The organism is Streptomyces sp. PKU-EA00015, from assembly GCF_013387495.1.
In the GTDB taxonomy this organism is placed as follows: Bacteria; Actinomycetota; Actinomycetes; order Streptomycetales; family Streptomycetaceae; genus Streptomyces.
Map to the genome: position 1 here is coordinate 94,533 of NZ_JABZEE010000001.1, position 21,776 is coordinate 116,308.

At 72.2% G+C, this 21,776-nt stretch carries 19 protein-coding genes; 9 read left to right on the plus strand and 10 right to left on the minus strand.

From position 1 onward, the window contains the following. Positions 1–119: 119 nt before the first annotated feature. The gene (locus tag HW130_RS00430; protein ID WP_309140266.1) at positions 120–1,073 is read right to left on the minus strand and encodes a LysR family transcriptional regulator; all 954 of its coding nucleotides are present in this window, start codon (positions 1,071–1,073) and stop codon (positions 120–122) included. Between the two features lie 91 nt (positions 1,074–1,164). On the opposite strand from HW130_RS00430, the gene HW130_RS00435 reads away from it, so the two are divergent. Beyond that, positions 1,165–2,007, plus strand: coding sequence for a serine hydrolase (locus HW130_RS00435; RefSeq protein WP_177147299.1), 843 nt, complete (start codon positions 1,165–1,167; stop codon positions 2,005–2,007). Positions 2,008–2,091: 84 nt separating this feature from the next. Continuing rightward, a complete protein-coding gene (locus HW130_RS00440; RefSeq protein WP_177147300.1) occupies positions 2,092–3,102 on the plus strand; it encodes an MBL fold metallo-hydrolase in 1,011 nt (336 codons plus the stop codon). Here HW130_RS00440 and HW130_RS00445 read toward each other — a convergent pair. Genes HW130_RS00445 through HW130_RS00455 form a run of 3 tightly spaced genes read right to left on the minus strand, consistent with a single transcriptional unit; the run spans position 3,092 to position 6,559 of the window. After that, positions 3,092–3,838: a succinate dehydrogenase/fumarate reductase iron-sulfur subunit gene (locus HW130_RS00445; RefSeq protein WP_177147301.1), complete on the minus strand. Its 747-nt coding sequence runs from the start codon at positions 3,836–3,838 to the stop codon at positions 3,092–3,094. The two genes, HW130_RS00440 and HW130_RS00445, sit on opposite strands and share 11 nt — an antisense overlap. Then, on the minus strand, positions 3,835–5,850 hold the full coding sequence (locus tag HW130_RS00450) for a fumarate reductase/succinate dehydrogenase flavoprotein subunit (RefSeq protein WP_177147302.1): 2,016 nt from the start codon (positions 5,848–5,850) through the stop codon (positions 3,835–3,837). Before HW130_RS00450 ends, HW130_RS00445 begins: the two co-directional genes overlap by 4 nt. A 1-nt stretch (position 5,851) precedes the next feature. After that, a complete protein-coding gene (locus HW130_RS00455; protein WP_177147303.1) occupies positions 5,852–6,559 on the minus strand; it encodes a succinate dehydrogenase in 708 nt (235 codons plus the stop codon). A gap of 93 nt (positions 6,560–6,652) precedes the next feature. On the opposite strand from HW130_RS00455, the gene HW130_RS00460 reads away from it, so the two are divergent. Further along, complete coding sequence (locus HW130_RS00460) at positions 6,653–7,534, plus strand: LysR family transcriptional regulator (RefSeq protein ID WP_177147304.1); 882 nt, start codon at positions 6,653–6,655, stop codon at positions 7,532–7,534. Positions 7,535–7,784: 250 nt separating this feature from the next. Here the strand turns inward: HW130_RS00460 and HW130_RS00465 are convergent, their stop codons facing one another. The 3 genes from HW130_RS00465 to HW130_RS00475 form a co-directional block, all read right to left on the minus strand. Further along, positions 7,785–9,947 (minus strand): EAL domain-containing protein, encoded by a 2,163-nt coding sequence (locus HW130_RS00465; protein ID WP_177147305.1) that lies wholly within the window; start codon positions 9,945–9,947, stop codon positions 7,785–7,787. Beyond that, entirely contained in the window at positions 9,944–10,756 is an 813-nt protein-coding gene (locus HW130_RS00470; protein ID WP_177147306.1) for an SAM-dependent methyltransferase, read from the minus strand. The genes HW130_RS00465 and HW130_RS00470 overlap by 4 nt, the downstream gene beginning before the upstream one ends. A 286-nt stretch (positions 10,757–11,042) precedes the next feature. After that, complete coding sequence (locus HW130_RS00475) at positions 11,043–12,029, minus strand: SCO0930 family lipoprotein (RefSeq protein WP_177147307.1); 987 nt, start codon at positions 12,027–12,029, stop codon at positions 11,043–11,045. Between the two features lie 725 nt (positions 12,030–12,754). On the opposite strand from HW130_RS00475, the gene HW130_RS00480 reads away from it, so the two are divergent. The 3 genes from HW130_RS00480 (at position 12,755) to HW130_RS00490 (ending at position 15,772) form a co-directional block, all read left to right on the plus strand. Continuing rightward, positions 12,755–13,270, plus strand: coding sequence for a hypothetical protein (locus HW130_RS00480; protein ID WP_177147308.1), 516 nt, complete (start codon positions 12,755–12,757; stop codon positions 13,268–13,270). A gap of 81 nt (positions 13,271–13,351) precedes the next feature. Next, entirely contained in the window at positions 13,352–14,818 is a 1,467-nt protein-coding gene (locus HW130_RS00485) for a hypothetical protein (RefSeq protein ID WP_177147309.1), read from the plus strand. A 303-nt stretch (positions 14,819–15,121) separates the two neighbouring features. Next, a complete protein-coding gene (locus HW130_RS00490) occupies positions 15,122–15,772 on the plus strand; it encodes a class F sortase (protein WP_177147507.1) in 651 nt (216 codons plus the stop codon). Between the two features lie 60 nt (positions 15,773–15,832). Here HW130_RS00490 and HW130_RS00495 read toward each other — a convergent pair whose 3' ends face one another. Next, positions 15,833–16,687, minus strand: a complete 855-nt coding sequence (locus HW130_RS00495) for a polysaccharide deacetylase family protein (RefSeq protein WP_177147310.1) — start codon at positions 16,685–16,687, stop codon at positions 15,833–15,835. 156 nt (positions 16,688–16,843) lie between these two features. Here HW130_RS00495 and HW130_RS00500 point away from each other — a divergent pair, with 156 nt between their 5' ends. The 3 genes from HW130_RS00500 to HW130_RS00510 all read left to right on the plus strand — a co-directional run bounded on the left by HW130_RS00500 (position 16,844) and on the right by HW130_RS00510 (position 18,790). After that, complete coding sequence (locus HW130_RS00500; protein ID WP_177147311.1) at positions 16,844–17,305, plus strand: universal stress protein; 462 nt, start codon at positions 16,844–16,846, stop codon at positions 17,303–17,305. A 267-nt stretch (positions 17,306–17,572) separates the two neighbouring features. Continuing rightward, a complete protein-coding gene (locus tag HW130_RS00505) occupies positions 17,573–18,190 on the plus strand; it encodes a sigma-70 family RNA polymerase sigma factor (protein ID WP_256355719.1) in 618 nt (205 codons plus the stop codon). A gap of 84 nt (positions 18,191–18,274) precedes the next feature. Next, positions 18,275–18,790 (plus strand): hypothetical protein, encoded by a 516-nt coding sequence (locus tag HW130_RS00510; protein ID WP_309140268.1) that lies wholly within the window; start codon positions 18,275–18,277, stop codon positions 18,788–18,790. Positions 18,791–18,814: 24 nt separating this feature from the next. On the opposite strand, the gene HW130_RS00515 is transcribed toward HW130_RS00510, so the two are convergent. Together HW130_RS00515 and HW130_RS00520 are read right to left on the minus strand one after the other, a co-directional pair. Then, positions 18,815–20,044, minus strand: coding sequence for a sensor histidine kinase (locus HW130_RS00515; protein ID WP_177147312.1), 1,230 nt, complete (start codon positions 20,042–20,044; stop codon positions 18,815–18,817). Next, positions 20,041–21,774, minus strand: a complete 1,734-nt coding sequence (locus HW130_RS00520; RefSeq protein WP_177147313.1) for a cation acetate symporter — start codon at positions 21,772–21,774, stop codon at positions 20,041–20,043. The genes HW130_RS00515 and HW130_RS00520 overlap by 4 nt, the downstream gene beginning before the upstream one ends. Positions 21,775–21,776: the final 2 nt, after the last annotated feature.

The window sequence follows — 21,776 nt, forward strand, 5'->3', positions numbered from 1 at the left end:
GCCCGGGGATGGCCCGCGGCCCGCGGTGCCGCACCCGGCGGCTGTCGCCCCGTACAGGGCCGGGGCGTCCGAAGGTCAGGGCGCGTGCCGGCGGCCGAGGCCGTCGGCACCGGCCCTGCTCAGCCGAAGACCACGGACCACGGGCGCGGTGCCTCCCCCGCGTCGCCCATCGGCACCGCCGTCGTGTGGTCGCGCGCCAGCACGTCCGCCGCGACCGCGGCGAACTCCCGCGCGCCCGGGTGCGAAGACTGCCGCGGCCAGGCCGCGCGGATCCGCTGGGTGAGCGGCCGCCCGGCCAGTGGCCGCCACGCCACCCTGGGCTCCTTGCGGGCCACCGGCCCCTGGTCGAAGGCGACTCCGTGGCCCGCCGTGACGAGCCCGATCAGGAACTCGGGGTTACGGGCGTGCCGTACGCGACCGGGCACGAACCCCGCCGCGCGGCAGATGCCGAGCGTCCTGTCGTACCAGCCGGGTGCGGTGGAGCGCGGGAAGAGCACCAGGTCGTGGCCCGCGAGTTCGGCGAGTGCCACCTCGGGCAGCCGGACGAGGGGCGACGTCCTCGGCAGCACGACTCCGAGGTCGACGCCGGTCTCGGGACCGAGGACGATGTCGGTCGCGTCGACGGGGGCGTGCACCAGGCCGACGTCCAGCCCTCCGGACGCCAGCAGGCGCACCTGCTCGTCCGTCGTCACCTCCTGGAGGTCGACCCGCAGCGCGGGTGCCCGGTCGGCGCACTCCGCGAGGAGGGAGCCGAGGACCGCTGCCGAGGTGTCGGGCGGCACCCCGGCGCGCAGGGTGCCGAGGTCGCCGTCGCGGGCACGCCGTATCAGGACCCGGGTGCGTTCCTCGCGCGCCAGCAGGTCCCGCGCCTCGTCGAGGAGGACCGTGCCGGCCGGCGTGAGCCGGATCTGTCGCCGTGAGCGGTCGAAGAGTTCGGCGCCGAGGTCGTCCTCCAGTCTGCGGACGGCGCGGCTGAGCGGGGGCTGGGCCATGCCGAGCCGCTCGGCGGCCCGCCCGAAGTTCATCTCGTCGGCGACGGCGAGGAAGATACGCAGGTGGCGCAAGAGATCCACGGGACGACAGTAGGCGAGGGGGCGGGGGCTCGGGGTGCGGATCGAGGAGAGGCTGGGCGCGGTGTTCGCGGCGGCGGGTGCGGAAGGCAGGATGCACGCGCTGGACATCGACTCCGGCGGGGACGTGGGGTACGGCGCCGACGAACCGGTCGTGGTCGCCTCGGTGTTCAAGGTGCTGCTGGTGCTGGAGTTCGCCCGGCAGGCGGCGGCCGGTCAGCTCGATCCGCGGGAGCGGGTGCTGGTCACGGCCGGGCACCGGCTCGGCGGCTGGGGCACGGCGGGGTGCCTGGACGACGTGGAGGTCTCCCTGCGGGACCTCGCGCACTTCGCGATGTCGGTCAGCGACAACACGGCCGCGGATCTCCTGCTGGAGCGGGTGGGCGTGGACACCGTGAACCTGCTGGCGAAGGAGCTGGGGCTCGTGCGCACCCGGATCGTGGGCGGCCCCCGGCAGCTGCTGGAGTCGATGCTCGAGGAGGTGGGGGCGCGGGACGAGCGGGAGTTCGCGTCCCTGTTCCCGGCGCTGTCCCCCGCCGAGGTCGGTGCGCTCGGCGTCTTCGACCCGGCGCGGACGAACGCGAGCACACCCCGGGAGATGACGCGGCTGCTGCGGATGATCTGGCGTGACGAGGCCGGTCCCGCGCAGGCGTGCGCCCAGGTACGGGACCTGATGGCACGTCAGGTATTCCGGCACCGTCTCGCGGCGGGGTTCGGGGACGGCGTGCGGGTCGCGGCGAAGACGGGCACGCTGCCGGGACTGCACAACGAGGTGGGTGTGGCCGCGTACCCGGACGGTGGGCGGTACGCGGTCGCGGTCTTCGCCCGTACGCCGGATCCGGTGGCGAACCGCACGCGGACGGACGTGGCGATCGGCACCGCGGCGCGGACGGCGGTGGATTTCCTGCGCGCTCCGTCCGGTGGACAGAGCAGGTGACCAGGTGTCATACACCTGACGGTATGGGTCATGAGCGGCTCCGGTCTTGGACGCTATCGGCCTGGGGCTGATCTTCTGCGTGTCATGAGCGAATTCGAGAACACCACGGAGGAAGGCGGTCGGCGGTCGTTCGTCCGCAGGACGCTGCTGCGCGGCGCCGCGCTCGGAGCGACGGTGCCCCTGCTGCCCGCCGCGGCTGGGGCGGCGGAACGGAGCGGCGACGCGACCGCGCGGGTACGGGCGGACAGCGCGACCCTGCAATGGCTCGGCACCTCGGGCTGGCGTGTCGGCATCGGCGGCCGCGGTGTCCTCTTCGACCCGTACATCACCCGTTTCGAGACCGGCCTGTTCGGCCCGAAGGGCAGCTTCGACCCGGCCACGGAGCTGACCTGTGACGAGGACCTGGTGGCCCGGCACGCGGGCAGGCCGGAGACCGTCCTGGTCAGCCACACCCACTGGGACCACGTCAACGACGTCCCGTTCATCGCGAAGTCCACGGGCGCACGGGTCTTCGGCACGGAGACGACGTACCACGTGCTGCGGTCCCTCGGGGTCGATGCGGCGCAGATCAGCGTCGTCAAGGGCGGCGAGGTGCTGGACTTCGGCGACTACACGGTCGAGGTGGTCTCCAGTCGGCACAGCCGCAACGCGAAGTGGTCGTACTTCGCCCCGGGCACGCTGCATGCGCCGCCGCCGCGCGCCCCGCGCACCGTCTCGGACCTGCCGGAGGGCGACACACTGGCGTTCCAGCTGACGGTGGCGGGCGGTCCTTCGGTGTTCTTCATGGGCGCGAGCGACGTCGACGAGCGCGCGGTGGCCGGGCTGCGCCCGGACGTCCTGATGGCGGCGGTGCCCTCCAGCCGGGCGACGCACCGCTATGTCCCGCGGCTGCTGGGTGCGCTCGGCGGCCCAGCGACCGTCGTCCCGGTGCACTGGGACCACTTCGAGAGGCCGCTGAGCGGGCCGCCGCAGCCGGATCCGGTGATGGACCTCGACGGTTTCGTCGCCGAGGTCCGCCGGTGCAGCCCCACTTCCCGGGTGGTCGTTCCTGACTACGCGACGGTCTTCGGGGCGGACCTGACGCCTACCTCCTGACCTTGCGGTTCGCCCGCAGCCACTCCTTGTTCATCGCCGCGATGGAGGGCAGCGGGATGCCCTTGGGGCAGGCGGTCGCGCACTCGCCGGTCAGCGTGCAGCCGCCGAAGCCCTCCTCGTCCATGGCGGCGACCATGTCGAGCACGCGGGTCTCGCGCTCCGGGGCGCCCTGCGGCAGCACGTTGAGGTGGTTGATCTTCGCCGAGGTGAAGAGCATGGCGGAGCCGTTGGGGCAGGCCGCCACGCAGGCGCCGCAGCCGATGCACTCGGCGTGCTCGAAGGCGAGGTCGGCGTCGGGCTTCGGCACCGGCGTCGCGTGGGCCTCGGGTGCCGATCCGGTGGGGGCGCTGATGTAGCCGCCGGCCTGGATGATCCGGTCGAAGGCGGTGCGGTCGACGACCAGGTCCCTGACGACCGGGAAGGCGGCCGCCCGCCACGGCTCGACGTCGATGGTGTCGCCGTCCTGGAAGGAGCGCATGTGGAGCTGGCACGTGGTGGTGCGCTCGGGGCCGTGGGCGTCGCCGTTGATGACGAGCGAGCAGGCGCCGCAGATGCCCTCGCGGCAGTCGTGGTCGAAGGCGACCGGCTCCTCGCCGCGCAGGATGAGGTCCTCGTTGAGGGTGTCGAGCATTTCCAGGAAGGACATGTCCGGGGATATACCGTCCACCTCGTAGGTGGCCATGGCGCCGGGGGCGTCGGCGTTCTTCTGGCGCCAGACGCGCAGGTTGAGCTTCATGCGTAGCTCCGCTGGGTGGGGTGGACGTACTCGAAGACGAGGTCTTCCTTGTGGAGGACGGGGGCTCGGCCCGTGTCCGTGAACTCCCAGGCCGCGGCGTAGGAGAACTCCTCGTCCTTGCGGGCCGCCTCGCCGTCCGGCGTCTGGGACTCCTCGCGGAAGTGACCGCCGCAGGACTCGGTGCGGTGCAGTGCGTCGAGGCACATCAGCTCGGCGAGTTCCAGGTAGTCGACGATGCGGTTGGCCTTCTCCAGCGACTGGTTGAACTCCTCGCCGCTGCCCGGCACCTTGATGCGGCGCCAGAACTCCTCGCGGATCTGCGGGATCCGTTCCAGTGCCTTGCGCAGCCCGGTCTCGGTGCGGGCCATGCCGCAGTACTCCCACATGAGTTCACCGATCTCGCGGTGGAAGGAGTCAGGGGTGCGGTCGCCGTCGACGGAGAGCAGCAGGCTGATCCGGTCCTCGGTCTCGGCCACGGCCTCCTGCACGGCCGGGTGTTCGACGGTGACCGGGTCCTTGTGCGGGGTGCGGGCCAGGTAGTCGTTGATGGTGGAGGGGAGCACGAAGTAACCGTCGGCGAGGCCCTGCATCAGGGCGGAGGCGCCGAGCCGGTTGGCTCCGTGGTCGGAGAAGTTGGCCTCGCCGATGGCGAAGAGGCCCGGGACGGTGGTCTGGAGGTCGTAGTCGACCCACAGTCCGCCCATCGTGTAGTGCACGGCGGGGTAGATCCGCATCGGCACCTCGTACGGGTTCTCCGCGGTGATCCGCTCGTACATGTCGAAGAGGTTGCCGTACTTCTCCTCGACCTTCGCCCGGCCCATGCGGGCGACGGCGTCGGCGAAGTCGAGGTAGACGCCCTCCCGTCGCCCACCACCGCCCTCAACCGAGGAGCCTTCGGCTCCGCCCCCCTGATTCTGGCCGCCGGGGCCGACGCCGCGGCCCTCGTCGCAGACGTTCTTCGCGGCGCGCGAGGCGATGTCGCGCGGCACGAGGTTGCCGAAGGACGGGTACATCCGCTCCAGGTAGTAGTCCCGCTCGTCCTCGGGGATCTCGTTCGGCGGGCGGTGGTCGCCGCGTGCTCTGGGGACCCAGATGCGTCCGTCGTTGCGCAGCGACTCGCTCATCAGGGTCAGCTTGGACTGGTGGTCGCCGGTGCGAGGGATGCAGGTGGGGTGGATCTGGGTGAAGCAGGGGTTGGCGAAGTACGCGCCGCGCCGGTGGGCGCGCCAGATCGCGGTGGCGTTGGAGTTCATGGCGTTCGTCGACAGGTAGAAGACGTTGCCGTAGCCGCCGGTCGCGAGGACGACCGCGTCGGCGACGTACGTGGAGATCCGGCCGGTGACGAGGTCGCGGGCGACGATGCCGCGGGCGCGGCCGTCCACCACGATCAGGTCGAGCATCTCGGTGCGGGCGTGCAGGGTGACGTTGCCCGCGGCGATCTGGCGGGAGAGGGCCTGGTAGGCGCCGAGGAGGAGCTGCTGGCCCGTCTGCCCGCGGGCGTAGAAGGTGCGGGAGACCTGGACGCCGCCGAAGGAGCGGGTGTCGAGCAGTCCACCGTACTCGCGGGCGAAGGGGACGCCCTGCGCCACGCACTGGTCGATGATCTCGACGGAGATCTGGGCGAGCCGGTGGACGTTGGACTCGCGGGCGCGGAAGTCTCCGCCCTTGACCGTGTCGTAGAAGAGGCGGTGGATGGAGTCGCCGTCGTTGCGGTAGTTCTTGGCCGCGTTGATGCCGCCCTGGGCGGCGATGGAGTGGGCGCGCCGCGGAGAGTCCTGGTAGCAGAACTGCTCGACGTGGTAGCCCTGTTCGGCGAGTGTGGCGCCGGCGGCGCCGCCGGCGAGGCCGGTGCCGACGACGATGACGGTGTGGCCACGGCGGTTGGCGGGGTTGACGAGTTTCGCCTCGAAGCGCCGCTTGTCCCAGCGTTCGGCGACGGGCCCTTCGGGCGCTTTGGCGTCGGCGAGCGGGGCGCCGACCTCGTAGCCTGTGTAGTCGACGAAGTCGTTCATGTCAGCTCACCACTTCGGTCATGACGGCGACGGGTACGGAGAGGAATCCGGCGGTCAGTGCGAGCGCCAGCACGTTCGCGGTGGTCTTCAGGACGCGGTCGCGGGTGGCGCTGCCGACGCCGAGCGTCTGGGCGGCGCTCCAGAAGCCGTGCCGGATGTGGAGTCCGACGGCGAGCATGGCGACGATGTAGATCACGTTGCCGTACCAGGTGGAGAAGGTGTCCACGACGTTCTGGTAGGGGTGGCCCTCCTGGAATCCGCCCGTGTGCACGGTGCCGGTCGTCAGGTCGAGGAGGTGCCAGACGATGAAGAGGCCGAGGATGACGCCGCCCCAGCGCATGGTGCGGGTGGCGTAGCTCGCGCGCGGCCGCTTGTGGACGTAGCGGCTGGGACGGGCCTTGATGTCGCGGCGGCTGAGCTGGTACGCGGAGACCGCGTGCCCGACCACGGCGGCGAGCAGCACCACGCGGACGAGCCACAGAGCCCAGGAGTGGTGCAGGACCGGAGCGCCCATGGTGCGCAGCCAGTGGCCGTAGGCGTTGAACTCGCCCGGCCCGAAGAAGATCTTCAGGTTGCCGAACATGTGGGCGACCAGATACCCGAGCATGATCAGACCGCTGACGGCCATGACCGTTTTCTTGCCGATGGTCGATGCCCAGAAGGTGCGCGTCCTGGACGGTTGTCGTTCCGTCCGCGTTGCCAGAGCCATGCCGTCGACGCTAGGGCGGAGAACACGAGAGGTCCAAGACATGATTCTGCTCGGATCAATAGGCTGGTCCTATGGAAGCTCTAGAGTGGTGCCATGCAGCTCCAGCAGCTCCGCTACTTCGTCGCCGTCGCGGAAACCCGGCACTTCACCCGCGCCGCCGAGCGCGTCCACGTCTCCCAGCCCTCCCTCTCCCAGCAGATCCGGGCCCTGGAGCAGGAGCTCGGCGCCAATCTCTTCGCCCGCGCCCGGGGCAACATCGCCCTCACGGACGCCGGTGACGCGCTGCTCCCGCTGGCGCGCCGCATCCTCGCCGACACCGAGACGGCCCGCCGCGAGGTGCAGGAACTGGCCCAGCTGCGCCGGGGCCGGGTCCGTCTCGGCGCCACTCCGAGCCTGTGCACCGGTCTGCTGCCGCAGGTACTGCGCACCTTCCACGATCTGCACCCGGGCATCGAGATCCTGATCGAGGAGTCCGGCTCGCACGATCTCGTACGGGAGCTCGCGCGCGGTGCACTCGACCTGGCGCTCGTCGTGCTGCCCCTCCCCTCGCCCTCGCCGGCGCTCACCACCGTCGAACTGCTGCGGGAGGACCTGGTGGTGATCTCCTCACCGGCGGCCGCTGCGCCGCCGGCTCCGGTGCGGATCGCGGATCTCGCGGGCGAGCCGCTGGTGATGTTCCGCCACGGGTACGACCTGCGGGAGCTGACGGTGGCCGCCTGCCGCGCGGAGGGCTTCGAGCCGTCGTTCACGGTGGAGGGCGGCGAGATGGACGCCGTGCTGGGGTTCGTGCGGGCGGGGCTCGGCGTCGCCGTCGTGCCCAGCATGGTCGCGGCGGGCGCCGGAGGGGACCTGCGGGTCACCCCGCTGGCCCGCCCCGGTCTGCGGCGCACGATCGCGCTCGCCCACCGCAGCGATGTGGCGCCGCCGCGTGCGGCCCGCGAGCTGCAGCGGGTGCTGCTGGACTCGCGGACCTGAGCGGGTCCGGCCGGGGCGGCCGGGGCCGGACCGGGGCCGGCAGGTCCGGACCGCGGCCGGCGCCCCACCGGGAGGCTTCCCTCCCTCCCCTTGCGGCCTGGCGGCCGTGGGTGGCGGTCCGCCCGGCGAAGCCAGCGGGAGTGACCCCCATCCCGAACCGGGGCTCCGCCCCAACGAGCGCGTCGCACACGACAAGCCCCGCTGGAGGCACCCCCACGCCCGCAGGGCGTAGGGGGAGGAACCCCCGGGATCAGACCGCGTCCGCCAGGACCAGCGCGTGGATGCGGTCCGGCGCACCGGGCCGTGCGTAGTACCAGCCCTGGGCCGTGTCGCACCCCAGCTCGCGCAGCTGCTCGGCCTGGGCTCCCGTCTCCACGCCCTCCACGGTCACGGCGAGTTCGAGACTGTGCGCCAGCGACACGATGCCCTCGACGATCTTCAGATCGACGGGGTCGGCGGGGTGCTGCTGCATCCCCTGCGTGAAGGAACGATCCAGCTTGAGCACGCTCACCGGCAGTCTGCGCAGGTTGGCCAGGTTCGAGTAGCCGGTGCCGAAATCGTCGAGCGCGATGTCCACGCCCATCTCGGCGAGTTGGCGCAGCGGCTTGAGCAGGTCCTCGTCGGCGCCGATGAGCGCGGACTCGGTGACCTCCAGGCACAGGGCGCCGGGCTCCAGGCCCGAGCGCTCCAGCACGTCCACCGTGTCCGCGACGAGCCCCGGGTGCTGGAGCTGGGCCGGCGAGAGGTTGACGTTGATGCGCAGCGGGCCGCCGTCGGTGTGCCGGATGCTCCAGTACCGGGCCTGCCGTACGGCCTCCTGGAGCACCCAGCGGCCGAGCGGCACGATCAGCCCGGTGCGTTCGGCGAGCGGGATGAACCGGTCGGGCCCGAGCACCCCGTACTGCGGGTGGCACCAGCGCACGAGTGCCTCGGCGCCGTGCACACTGCCGTCGCCGAGGTGGACGAGCGGCTGGTACTCGATGAAGAACTCGTCGCGCTCCAGCGCGGCTGGCAGGGCGTTGGTCAGCCCGTGCCGGGTGATGGCGCGGGCGTCGGCCTCCGGGTCGGCCAGTTCGAAGCGGTTGCCGCCCGCCGACTTGGCCCGGTACATGGTGATGTCGGCACTGCGCAGCACCTCGGCGCTGGTCCGCTCGCCCCCCGGGCCCTCGACGATGCCGATGCTGCCGCGCACGGTGAACTCGCGCCCGTCGACGGTCACCGGCGAGGCGAGCGAGCCGAGGATGCGGGAGGCGAGCTCGTCGACCTCGCGCTCGGTGTCGGGTCCGGTGGTCAGCGCGACGAACTCGTCCCCGCCGAGCCGGGCGACCATCTCCCCCGGCGCGGTGGCACAGCTCTGCAGCCGGTCGGCGACCTCCACGAGCAGCCGGTCGCCGGTTGCGTGTCCGAGGCTGTCGTTGATGGCCTTGAAACCGTCGAGGTCGAGGTAGCAGAGCCCGAAGCGGGCGCCGTCGCCGGCCGACACGGCCTTCTCGAGCCGCTCGAAGAACAGGGTGCGGTTGGGCAGTCCGGTCAGCGCGTCGTGCGTGGCCTCGTAGCGCAGCCTCAGGTTGAGGAGCCGGCGCTCGGTGGTGTCCTCCAGGAGGGCCAGCTGGTACTGCGGGGCTCCCTCGGCGTCGCGCAGCAGCGAGACGGTGAGGTTGGTCCACAGCACCGTGCCGTCGTTGCGGTAGAACGGCTTCTCCGTCCGGTAGTGCTCGCGCTCGCCGCGGACCAGTTCCCGGTAGAGGTCCCAGACCTGGGGCCGGTCCTCGGGGTGCACCCACTCGGTGAGCTTGCGGCTGCGCACGTGGTGTTCGAGGCCGCCGAACATCTGCATGAGGGTGTCGTTGACCTCCAGCAGATTGCCGTCGAGGTCGGCGATCCCGATGCCGATCGCGGCCCCGTCGAACACCGCACGGAAGCGGACCTCGGTGGCGTGCATCGCCTCCAGGGCGTCGTTGCGCGCGAGCAGCGAGGAGCGGGCGATGGCCTCCTGCTCGGCGAGAGTGCGTTCGCGCAGCGCCGCCGCGAACCCGGCGGCGACGGCGTGCTGGAGCCGCGCGCAGCGCGCCCTGTTCTCCTCGGCACTCTGCTCCTGGTCGCCGCAGTACAGCACGAGGTAGGACTCGACGACGCCGAGCGTGCGGCTGAGCGCGTCGGGGTCCGTGCAGTGGGCGTCGACGAGCGACCTGCCGATCCGCTGCGCGGACTGCGGGTTGAACGGGCGCTCGCGCAGTACGCGGCACAGGTCCCGTGCCACCGGCAGCAGATGCTGTTCCAACTCCGGCCGGGTGAGCGACGTCGACGTCACCGGGAAGACGGCCCGGCTCCAGATCGTCGCGAACCGGCTGAGTCTGTCCTCAAGGGCGTCCGCCTCCGCGTCGGGACCGGTCGCCTGCGACGACGGCTTCACGCCTTGTGCCCCACCCCGGAGAAGCCCGAGAAGGCATATGGGTCCTCCTGGTCGACGGGCGTGTCGGGCCGCCAGTGGGGCATGGCGACCAGTCCGGGCTCGACCATGTCGTATCCCTCGAAGAAGGCCGCGATCTCCTCGCGGGTGCGCATGACCAGGGGGTTGCGGATCTCCTCGTAGACGGCGACCGCGCCGCCCGCCACGTCCTCGGCGACCGGTATCCCCTCGTACGAGGCGTGGGTGATGATCAGGAGGCTTCCGGGCGCGAGCGCGTCGCGCAGTTCCGCCACCGCCGCGTACGGATCGTCCTCGTCCTCGAGGAAGTGCAGTACGGCCACGAGCAGCAGGGCCACCGGCCGCTCCAGGTCGAGCAGCCCGGTGACCTCGGGGCTGTCGAGGATCTGCCCCGGCTTGCGGAGGTCGGCGCAGACCACGCCGGACCGCTCGTCCCCGGCGAGTATGGTCCGGCTGTGGGCGACGGCCACGGCGTCGTGGTCGACGTAGACGACCCGGGCCTCGGGGTCCGCCGCGCGGGCCACTTCGTGGACGTTGCCGAACGTGGGAATGCCGGAGCCGATGTCGAGGAACTGGCTGATCCCCTCGCCCACCGCGTAATTCACGGCCCTGCGCATGAACGCGCGGTTCGCCTGCATGATCTTCGGGAGGCCCGGCATGAACCGCATCGCCTTGCGCGCCGCTTCGCGGTCGGCCTCGAAATTGTGCGAGCCGCCCAGGTAGAAGTCGTAAATGCGGGACACGCTCGGCACCGATATGTCGATGCTCTGCGGGGCCCAGGCGGGACGCTCCATCGATGTCTCCAACAAGTCGCCACGGCGGATCGGCCATGTCCATGGCCAGCGTTCGAGCCGAGGCTACTGATCGCCCGCCAAGAGGGCGACCCCAAACGGAAATTAGCGGTCCGTTCTTGGTCACACGTCGTCGTCACGTACACGGGTCATGACCGATCGTCACAGGACCGCGGTACAGTCGCCCCGCACATGCGGCCGGCCCGCCGTCACACCCTGGGGGTGCGAGGCGGGCCGGCGTGGGGCCTTTCCCCGAGAAAGGCCCCGGGTCGGAGGCGCGGTGTGGGGACTACTTGGGCGCTCCGACCGGCTTGCCCTCCGGCGACACGGCGTACCAGGTGCCGCCGACGCCCTGGCCGTTGGTGTCACCGGCCTTGGCGTCGCCGGAGAAGGTGTAGATGGGCCAGCAGTCGATGGTCTGCTGCTTGATTCCGTCGGGCCGGTCGAAGGTGACGAAGCCCTTCTTGAGGATTCCCTCGGTGTCGTTCTTGTCGACGGGCTCGACGACGGGCCACTTCTCCAGGCACTCGCCGGTGCAGGCCGTCTTCATGGGCCAGGCCGAGTCCTTCATGAAGCGGTAGACGGTCATGCCGTTCTTGTCGACGACGATCTCGCCGAGCTTGGGGTCCTTGCGTACGGACAGGCCCGCGAGATCCGCCGCCTCGCCGCCCTCGTTCTCGCCGGCCTCCTCCTCGCCGCCGCCCTCGGCACCGCCGCCGGGCGCCGCCTTCTTGCCGTCGGGGGCGGCCGCGTACCAGGTGCCGCCCACGCCTTGGCCGTTGACGTCGCCGGCCTTGGTGTCCTTGGCGTAGCGGTACATCGGCCAGCCGTCGATGGTGAGCTGCTTGGTGCCGTCCTCCCTGGTCACCTCGCCGATCAGGGACGGGTCGACACCGGGTGCCGCGGTCGCACCGCCGGCGGCGACGACGGGCCACGCCTTCGCGCAGTCCCCTTCGCAGTTGGACTTCGGCGGCTTGGCGGTGTCCTTGTCGAACCGGTAGAGCGTGAAGCCCGCGCTGTCCGTGACGACCTTGCCGAGGTCCTTGCTCTCCCAGACGGCGAGCTGGCCCGCGGGCTTGGCCGCAGCCGCCCCCTCCCCGGCGCCGGAGCCGTACCCGGCGTCCGCTCCGTAGCCTCCGCTGCCTGGCTGCGCGGGGTTCGCGGCGCCCACCGCCTGGCCGGGGGTTTCGGTGCCCTGGTCCTGACCGCACGCCGTCGTCAGCGCGAGTACGGCCGCCGCAGTCACCGCGAGCGAGGCGTTCCGCCAGGTGTTCATGTCCACTCCCGTAGTTCTTCCAGCCGGTTCCGGCGCCTCGGGGCGCCGTTCATGGTCATAGGTACGGACGGGGGAGCGGCCTGTGTTCAATGCGCGCGAAAAAATCTTCGAAGCCGGCACGGACACGAATGGGGAAATCCCGGTGGCACCAGGTGAATTCACCCCGGTCCGGCAGCGCGGGAAATGGCTTGAACCCAACTGAACCATGTGGCCCTTGTGTCACTCCAACGCCGGTGTCTCAGCGGCAGGGGTCTCGTGCGGAGCGCATCCGCCTGCGCGGTTCTGTGCTCGCCTTGGGCCCCGAGTACTCCATTCGACGACCAGTTCCGCACGGGTACGGGGCCGCGGTCAGGGTCGCCCTCTCTTCGAGCCGGGGCGCGGTGGGCGAAGCAAAGCCGGCCATCCCCATCGGCGCGAGAGGCGCCGTCGTCGGCCGCCCGCCGTGCGGGTCCGGCCCCCGTCGTACGAGTCCAGGACAGGACGGCTCTCCCCGACCCTGCCCGGCCCCGCGAACAGCAGCGTCGTCGCCCCTCGCATCCCCGGTTTGTCCCGATACGCCGACACGCCCGGCATCTCCCCCGTCCGGCGCAGCGTTATGCCCCGTTTGACCTACACCGATCGCGTCCGTCCCACCCCGCTCCTAACGTTTCGGGTGATCGAGGAGCACTCCCCGACCTGTGCGGAACGGTTCCGCTACTGCTCCCCGAGAACCCGGAGGTCCGACCATGCGCGCGATACGTGCCGCGTCCGCCGCTCTGCTCGGAGCGGCCGCACTCGCCCTGACCGCTCCCACCGCAGCCTTCGCCGTGAACAACACGCCGTATGACTTCCGCGTGACGCCCTCGACCGTCGCCCCGGGCGGCCGCGTGACCCTGACCGCGGGCGGCTGCCCGAGCACGACCACGGTGACGTCCGGTGTCTTCGACGTCGTCACCGTTCCCCAGAACGGCGCGGCCACGGCCGTGGTCGACCAGGACGCCACGCCGGGCGCCGTGTACTCGGTCCAGTTCAACTGCATCGGCCGGATCGGCACCCTCGATCTCCGGATCTCCGGCGGCACCTCCACGCCGACCGTGAGTTCCACGACGACCATCGCCCCCTCGGGTGTGGGCGGCGGCCTGGGCGGCAGCTTCGAGGCGATGAACACGACCGAGATCGTGGCGGGCGGTGTCCTGGTCGCGGCCGCCGCCACGGCGACCGTCCTCGTCGTCCGCAGGCGCGCGGCGCACCGCCGCCACTGATTGGCGGCCAACGCCCTTCTCAACCGGACCCAACCGCCCGCCGCCCCGAGTCCCGCACAGGACTCGGGGCAACGGGCGGTTATGGGTCCGACCGGGAGGTTCGGCCGGTCAGGCCTGACCGCTGACCGTGCGGCGGCGGCGGACGATGAAGAGGCAGCCGCCGACGGCCGCCGTGGCGACCAGGCCGGCGCCGACCGCCATCTCGGTGCCGGTGGGCCCGATCGAGCCGCCGAGACCACCCGCCGCACCGCGTGCGCGGATCACCCTGAACGAGGCGCTGGCGGTCCGCGAGCTGTCGTTGCACCGGACCGTCAGGTGGTAGGTGCCGGGAGCAGCGTTGTTGCGGACGCGGGCCGTGGCCGTGGCCGTACCCCCACCGTCACCACCGAAGTTGCCACCGTCACCACCGAAGTTGCCACCGTCACCACCGAAGTTGCCACCGTCCCCACCGCGGTTTTCGGTGTCGCCACCGCGGTTGTCATCCTGGCCGCCACGGTTGCCACCGTCATCACCACGGTTGCCGCCGTCGCCGCCCTGGCCGCCGCCGTCATCACCACGGTTGCCACCGTCGTCACCACGGTTGCCCCCGTCACCGCCCTGGCCGCCGCCGTCACCGCCAAAGTCGCCGCCGTTATCACCACGGCCGCCACCGTCACCACCAAAGTCGCCGCCGTTATCACCACGGCCGCCACCGTTATCGCCGCGGTTGCCGCCGTCACCGCCAAAGTTGCCGCCATCACCGCCCTGGCCGCCGCCGTCACCACCAAAGTCGCCGCCGTTATCACCACGGCCGCCACCGTTATCGCCGCGGTTGCCGCCATCACCCCCACGGCCGCCACCGTTATCGCCGCGGTTGCCGTCACCGCCAAAGTTGCCGCCGTCGCCACCACGGCCGCCGCCGTTATCGCCGCGGTCGCCGCCATCACCCCCACGGCCGCCACCGTTATCGCCGCGGTTGCCGTCACCGCCCAAGTTGCCGCCGTCGCCACCACGGCCGCCGCCGTCATCGCCGCGGTTGCCGCCATCACCACCACGGCCGCCACCGTTATCGCCGCGGTTGCCGCCGTCGCCCCCACGGCCGCCGCCGTTATCGCCGCGGTTGCCGCCGTCGCCCCCACGGCCGCCGCCGTTATCGCCGCGGTTGCCGCCGTCGCCCCCACGGCCGCCGCCGTTATCGCCGCGGTTGCCGCCATCACCCCCGCGGCCCCTACCGTCACCACCCCGGCCCCCACCGTCACCACCAAAGTTGCCGCCATCACCCCCACGGCCCCCACCGTCACCACCAAAGTTGCCGCCATCACCCCCACGGCCGCCGCCGTCGTTCCGGGAGAGCACGGCGTCGGGAAAGGCGTTCGAGCTGACGACGCCACCGCGGTGGCAGCCGTCGACGCTGATCGTCAGGGTGCCTCCGGGGAAGACCGAGGACGGGCTGACGTGGACGTTCCTCGGGCCGTCGCCACCGCCGGCGGCGGCCAGCGGAGCGCAGAGCCCGACGGCCGCGAAAGCGGTCGCGGTCGCCGCGAGAGCGCGTGTAGCACGCATGGTTGAACCTCCAGCGGAAGACGTTCCGGAGCGGCGCTCCGGGAAATTCGACGAGGACGCCTCCCATGACGAACCCTCACCGCCAGTGACGTACGTCGCATTTCGGCCTTGGTCCACCCCAGTGAGCGACACGCCGTGTGGGCGTCCCGCCGCCTGACGGAGCCGCAGGTCACAGACCGTCAGCGTGTTTATCAGCCCGTTACTCGGATGGGTCACCCCGAGTGGCCGCCGCCACCCGTTCGCTCTTCCCTTCTCGCAGCGCCCGCCGACCGCACTTAGCGTGACCGCATGCGCACAAAGGGGAGAACCATGGGCCAGGACATCTACGGCTCCGAGCCGAGACGACGCTCGCCCTGGGGCGTGCTGGCCCTCGTCATGCTCAGCGGGATCGCGCTGATGAGGAACGGCGTCGACGCGGGGATCGGGCCCCCGCAGCCCGCGGCCGCCGCGTCGCTCGGCAAGCACGCGGGCGAGACGTTCCTGCCCGTGCCGCTCGAACCGCTGCCGTACGCGCCCCCGGTCCGGGTGCGCGTCTCCTCGCTCAAGGTGGACGCGCCGATCATGGACGTCGGCCTGGACGAGAAGGGGTGGATCGCGGCACCGCCCGCGCAGGAGCCCAACCTCGCGGGCTGGTTCCAGAACGGCGTGGCCCCGGGTCAGCGCGGCACCGCCGTGATCGTCGGGCACGTCGACAACCAGGCGGGCCCGGCGGTGTTCTACGGTCTCGGCTCGGTGAAGCCCGGGGATTCGGTCGAGGTGCCGCGACAGGACGGCAGGACGGCTGTCTTCGAGGTGTACGGCGTGGAGGTGTTCTCCAAGACGGACTTCCCCGGGGTCCGCGTCTACGGCGACACCGGTTCGCCCGAGCTGCGGGTCATCACCTGCGGGGGCGGCTACTCCAAGACGCAGGGCTACGACGGCAACGTCGTCGTCTTCGCCCGTATGGTCAAGGCCCGCTGACCGGGGGCCCGTTGCCGGCCGCGGCCTCCGTGGCCGGCGGCCGGCCGGTCGCCGGCCCGCTCAGCGACGGGGGACGGTGATGCGGTAGCCCTCTTCCAGCAGCTTCGGCAGGTACCTGCGCAGGGCCGCGACGCTCTGGGAGCGGTTGCCGCCCGCGTCGTGGGAGAGCACGACGACACCCGGGGCCGCGCCCCGCAGCACCCGCCTGACGATGGTGCGGGTGCCGGGGGTCGCCCAGTCCAGGGTGTCCAGGGTCCAGGCCAGCGGTTCCATGCCGAGCTCGGCGCCGATCTCGAAGGAGTGCCGGTTCCACGCTCCGTAGGGCGCCCGGTACCAGAGCGGGGCGGAGCCCACCGCCTCCTCGACGACGTCGCTCGTCCTGCCCAGCTCGTATCGGATCCGGGACGGCGCCAGGCCGGGGACGAGCGGGTGGGACCAGGTGTGGTTGCCGATCACATGGCCGTCGTCGGCCATCTCCCGCAGCAGGTCCCCGTGCTGCGTCGCCATCTCCCCGCAGACGAAGAACATCGCCTGCACGCCGTGTTCCCTCAGGGTCGCGAGGATGCCGGGGGTGTAGCGCGGGTCCGGTCCGTCGTCGAAGGTGAGCACCATCGTGCGGTCCGTCGCGGACACCCTGCGGAAGGGCCTCGTGCGCACCGGCGGGACCGCGCGGCGCAGACTCGCGGGGGGATACGCGGTCATGGGCTCCAGACGGTAGGACGACGCCTTCGGCGGCCGTGCCGCGGTCCGAGGTCCCACGGCACGGCCGGGCGGAGCGGGGGCGGGCGCGGACGCGGTGCGCCCGGATGTGGTGGGCTCGCCGGCGTACAGCTCGCCGACGACGGCGGCGCCGCCGAGGCAAGCGGCGAGGCGGAGCACCGAGCGGCGTCCGCGGAGCAGCTGGTCCTTGTCCATGGCTCATGGCTCGCACGGCTGACGCCGCGGGCAACCGATCGACACCGGGTTGCGCGGCGGATTGACCCGATGGGAGCAGTACCGCGGGCCGGGCGCTCCGCAGGGGTCCTGGGGCGCGTCGGCGGCCGTTCCGGCCGGGGTACTAGCCTCGGTGGCGTGACCGAGCATCCAGCCCACCGGTTCGAACGCGGCACGGACGGGCCGAAGGTGATCCTCGTCGGCCTGGACGGATCGGATTCGTCGCTGCGGGCCGCGGCCTACGCGAGCGGTCTCGCGCGACGGCAGCGTGCGCTGCTGGCGATCGTCTACGTCCAGCCGGTGATGCCGGCGGGCGCGGCCCTCGGTGTGCCGGTGGCCGAAGCGACCGGGGAGATCGCCGAGGGTCTCGTCGCAGAGATCCGTGCGGCGGCCGAGCGGGTGCGCGCTATCTGGGACGTCCGCTGGGAGTTCCACACCTTCCGCGGCGACCCGTACACGGGTCTGGTCACCGCGGCCGACGAACTCAAGGCGGACGCCGTGGTGGTGGGGGCCTCGGAGTCGGCGGGCCACCGGATCATCGGCTCGGTCGCGGTGCGGTTGGTGAAAGCGGGCCGGTGGCCGGTGACCGTCGTCCCGTAGGGCCGGTGCCCGGGGCCCTCAGCGGCCCTTGGTGAGTCCGTCGTGCCGCGCCGCCGTGGCCGGGCGCGGCGGCGCCGACGTCCGCGAGGGCCGAGCCGGGCGGTGACCGCGCAACGGGCGTACCGGTCCGGCCGCCCGTTCGCCGCACCACTCGCCGCTCGGTGCGACCGTTCGTCGACGACCGCTGTGCGGCGTCTGTCGCTGTGCGCCCGGATGCGTTCGTATACGGCACGTGGCAGCGACCGACGGGTGGAAGGGTGTTTGGCGATGGCAACGGCGACCGTGACGACCGACGAGCGGGCCATGGCGGAGCTGCAGCGCGACCACGGCCCCGCCCTCATGAGCTTCCTGCTCGGCCTCACCTACGGGGACCAGCAGCGCGCCGAGGACCTGCTGCAGGAGACGCTGGTGCGCGCGTGGCAGCACCCGGAAGCGTTCGATGGCCCCTACGAGTCGATGCGGCCCTGGCTCTTCACCGTCGGCCGGCGCCTCGCCATCGACGCACGGCGCTCCCGGCTCGCGCGCCCCACGGAGATCGGCGACGGCGTCCTCGCCACCACCCCGGACCCGACGGACCCGACGGAGAGCACGGCCCTGGCCCTCGACGTCCGGGCCGCGATCGGCGCCCTGAGCCCCGAGCACCGCGCGGTGCTCGTGCAGATCTACTTCCGCGGGCTGAGCGTCAACGAGGCCGCACAGGCGCTCGGCATCCCGCCGGGGACCGTCAAGTCGCGCTCGTACTACGCGTTGCGTGCCCTCGCCCGGTCCCTGCCGGGCTACAGCAGGCGCGCCGTCCCGTCCGCCCCGCCGGCCCCGGTGCCGCACTCCGTGCACACGGATCACGACCGCGCGGTGTCCCTATGCCGAACGTCACGCCGGAGTTGAGCAAAGAAGGGCTCCCGCCCGTCTTGGACGGTGGAGGCTCGTCATCGAGTCCCGGACGCGTCGAGAGGAAAGTGGGTGGGAGGCGTGCAGCGTGAGAGTGCGAACGGCGCCGGGGGACCGGGGCTGGCGGTCCCCATGGCGTGGCTGTGTGCCGAGTACACGGCCGAGGAGATGCTGCGGGTCGGTGCGCTCGTCGAGTACGGCTCACTCGAGTTCCGGGCGGGGCGCCGGGCCCTGGCGCTGACCATCCACCTCTGCGACGGCCCGGGAGCACCGGAGGCGGTGCGCTCGGCGGCCACGATCGAGGAGTGGCTGTCGCTGACCACGTACGGACACCCCTGGCAGGAGTGGGTCGAGGAACGGCTCGCCACCAGGGCAGCCCGGGAACGGCACGGCAGCCCGGACCCCGATCTGGCGCTGGCGACCGCCGCCTGGGACTGGCTGCGCACCACCGAACTGCTCGCGGCCGACCTCGGGGACCTGGAGCCGTGGCATCCGGCGCTCCCGCTCGCCGCCGGCGTGGACGAGGCGAGCCAGGTGTGGACCCCGGCCTGGCAGCTGGGACTGCCCCTGGGGCATCTGGCGATCCACCTGTGGTGAGGACCGCACCACGGCCGGGCGGCCTCAGTCGACGCGCCGGCCCGCCGAGAAGTGCACGCCCGCACGGTACTTGGGGATCCGGATCGTGATCTTCATGCCTGCTCCGACGGCCGTCTCGATGACGAGCCCGTAGTCGTCGCCGTACACCTGGCGCAGCCGCTCGTCGACGTTGAGCAGCCCGATGCCCGACGAGGCGGACCGCTCCCCCGCCAGGATCGCGCGCAGCACCTCGGGGTCCATGCCCACCCCGTCGTCCTCGATCGTCACCGTCGCCTCCGAGCCCGCGTCCTGCGCCGCGATCATGATGCGGCACTCGTGCCGGGAGTCCTCGAGGCCGTGCTTGACGGCGTTCTCGACGAGGGGCTGCAGGCACAGGAACGGCAGGGTCACCGGCAGCACCTCGGGGGCCACCTGCAAGGTCACCTTCAGCCGGTCGCCGAAGCGGGCGCCCGCGAGCGCGAGGTACTGCTCGATGCAGCGCAGCTCGTCCGCGAGATGGGTGAACTCGCCGTGCCGGCGGAAGGAGTAGCGGGTGAAGTCGGCGAACTCCAGCAGGAGATCGCGGGCACGCTCCGGATCGGTCCGGACGAACGAGGCGATGGCGGCGAGCGAGTTGAAGATGAAGTGCGGGGAGATCTGGGCGCGCAGGGCGCGGATCTCCGCCTCGATCAGCCGGGTGCGGGAGCGGTCGAGCTCGGCGAGTTCCAGCTGGACGGAGACCCAGCGGGCGACCTCGGTCGCCGCCCGCACCAGCACCGCCGACTCCCGCGAGCCGTAGGCCACCAGGGTGCCGAGCACACCCTCCTCTCCGGTCAGCGGCGCGATGACCACCCAGCGCAGCGGGCACTCCAGGTCCTCGCAGTCGGAGTGCACGCTCTGGCTGCGGCCCGAGTCCAGGACCTCGGCCACTCGCACCATCACCTGCCGCTCGTGGTGGTCGGCGCCCGGCCCGTCCCACGCGAGGACGCGCTCGCGGTCGGTCAGGGACAGCGCCTCGGTGCCGAGCAGGGAACGCAGCCGCCTGGCCGCCTTGCGCGCCGTGTCCTCGGTCAGCCCCGCGCGCAGCGGCGGGGCGGCGAGGGACGCGGTGTGCAGGGTGTGGAACGTCGCGTGCTCCACGGGCGTGCCGAGGTCGAGGTCCGGCCGCACGCCGCGCCGGGCGCCGGCCCTGCCGAGGGCGAGACCCAGCACCGCCCCGACGGCGAGCAGCACGGCGCCCGCCGCGGCCAGCGCGGCCGCTTCCGTACCGGTCATCGCTCCGCTCCTTCGGGCTGCGGCCGGCCGGCGAGGTCCTCCGGGAGATGCAGCCGGGCGAGGATCGCGGCCGCGCCGGCGGGTATGTGGCGTGCGGTGGCCAGCGACACGGCCACCATCGTCAGGAAGCCCAGCGGTACGGACCACGGCGCGGGCCACGCCATCAGCGTGTGCGGCCAGCCGTCCGGTGCGAGGCCCGCCCGTGTGGCCATGACCGCGGTCAGGGCCGAGCCGCCGCCGAGGACCAGGCCCGCTGCCGCACCGGGCGGGGTGAGCCTGCGCCACCAGATGCCCAGCACGAGCAGCGGGCAGAAGGACGACGCGGCGACGGCGAAGGCGAGTCCCACCGCGTCGGCCACCGGCACGTTGCTGGTCACCACGGACAGGCCCAGCGGCACGGCCATGGCGAGCAGGGTCGCGAGCCGGAAATGCCGTACGCCTCGCGAGGGCAGGACGTCCTGGTTGATGACCCCGGCCACGGACATCGTGAGCCCGGACGCCGTGGACAGGAAGGCGGCGAACGCGCCGGCCGCCAGCAGCGCGCCGAGCAGCTCCCCCGCGAGCCCGCCGATCACCCGCTCGGGCAGGACGAGCACGGCGGCGTCGGCGGCACCGGTCAGGGCCAGTTCGGGCGCGTAGATGCGGCCGAGGGCACCGTAGACGGGCGGCAGCAGGTAGAAGGCGCCGATCAGGCCGAGCACGACGAGGGTGGTCCGGCGCGCGGCCCGGCCGTTGGGACTCGTGTAGAAGCGGACGGCGACGTGCGGCAGTCCCATGGTGCCGAGGAAGGTGGCGAGGATGAGTCCGTACGTCGCGTACAGCTGGGAGCCGTCCCGCCCGCCGGACAGGGGCTGGGACCAGCTGACCGGGTCCGTCCCGGACCCGGTCCGCTCGGGCACCTCCGCGCCTTCCGGCAGGCGCAGCACGGTCCCCGCCTCGATGCGGTGGGTGCCCTCGCCGAGGGTGACCTTCTCGCCGTGGTGGCGGATCTGGTCGACCGCGCCGGTGACGCCGAGGGTGAGCGGTCCGTCGAGGTCGACGCGTACGGTGTCGCCGAACCGGACGTCGGTGTCCGCGCGGAGCACGGCGGGTGCGTCGAAGCGGGCGCGCGGCGCGTCGTCACCCGCCCAGGCGGCGACGAGGAACAGTGCGGGCACCAGCAGGGCGGTCAGCTTGAGCCAGTACTGGAAGGCCTGCACGAAGGTGATGCTGCGCATGCCCCCGGCCGCGACGGCGCCGGTGACGACGACGGCGACGACCAGGGAGCCGAGCCAGTCCGGCGCGCCGGTCAGGATCTCCAGGGTCAGCCCGGCGCCCTGCAGTTGGGGCAGCAGATACAGCCAGCCGATGCCGACGACGAACAGGGACGCCAGCCTGCGGACGGCGGAGGACTCCAGGCGGGCCTCGGCGAAGTCGGAGAGCGTGTATGCGCCGGAGCGGCGCAGCGGGGCGGCGACGAGCACGAGCAGGACGAGATAGCCGGCGGTGTACCCGACCGGGTACCAGAGCATGTCCGGCCCCTGGAGCAGGACCAGGCCGGCTATCCCGAGGAACGAGGCCGCGGAGAGGTACTCGCCGCTGATCGCGGCCGCGTTGAGACCCGGCTTGACCGTGCGCGAGGCGACGTAGAAGTCGGAGGTGGTGCGGGATATGCGCAGGCCGAGCGCGCCGATGAGGACGGTGGCGAGCACCACGACGGTGACCGCGGCCACCGCGTACGTCTGGTTCACGG

Coding starts and splice junctions, on each gene's coding strand:
- HW130_RS00450 (WP_177147302.1), bottom strand. CDS start 5,850: ATGAACGACTTCGTCGACTACACAGGCTACGAGGTCGGCGCCCCGCTC.
- HW130_RS00435 (WP_177147299.1), top strand. CDS start 1,165: ATGCACGCGCTGGACATCGACTCCGGCGGGGACGTGGGGTACGGCGCC.
- HW130_RS00460 (WP_177147304.1), top strand. CDS start 6,653: ATGCAGCTCCAGCAGCTCCGCTACTTCGTCGCCGTCGCGGAAACCCGG.
- HW130_RS00490 (WP_177147507.1), top strand. CDS start 15,122: ATGGGCCAGGACATCTACGGCTCCGAGCCGAGACGACGCTCGCCCTGG.
- HW130_RS00475 (WP_177147307.1), bottom strand. CDS start 12,029: ATGAACACCTGGCGGAACGCCTCGCTCGCGGTGACTGCGGCGGCCGTA.
- HW130_RS00505 (WP_256355719.1), top strand. CDS start 17,573: ATGGCAACGGCGACCGTGACGACCGACGAGCGGGCCATGGCGGAGCTG.
- HW130_RS00515 (WP_177147312.1), bottom strand. CDS start 20,044: ATGACCGGTACGGAAGCGGCCGCGCTGGCCGCGGCGGGCGCCGTGCTG.
- HW130_RS00470 (WP_177147306.1), bottom strand. CDS start 10,756: ATGGAGCGTCCCGCCTGGGCCCCGCAGAGCATCGACATATCGGTGCCG.
- HW130_RS00480 (WP_177147308.1), top strand. CDS start 12,755: ATGCGCGCGATACGTGCCGCGTCCGCCGCTCTGCTCGGAGCGGCCGCA.
- HW130_RS00445 (WP_177147301.1), bottom strand. CDS start 3,838: ATGAAGCTCAACCTGCGCGTCTGGCGCCAGAAGAACGCCGACGCCCCC.
- HW130_RS00455 (WP_177147303.1), bottom strand. CDS start 6,559: ATGGCTCTGGCAACGCGGACGGAACGACAACCGTCCAGGACGCGCACC.
- HW130_RS00440 (WP_177147300.1), top strand. CDS start 2,092: ATGAGCGAATTCGAGAACACCACGGAGGAAGGCGGTCGGCGGTCGTTC.
- HW130_RS00495 (WP_177147310.1), bottom strand. CDS start 16,687: ATGGACAAGGACCAGCTGCTCCGCGGACGCCGCTCGGTGCTCCGCCTC.
- HW130_RS00485 (WP_177147309.1), top strand. CDS start 13,352: ATGGGTCCGACCGGGAGGTTCGGCCGGTCAGGCCTGACCGCTGACCGT.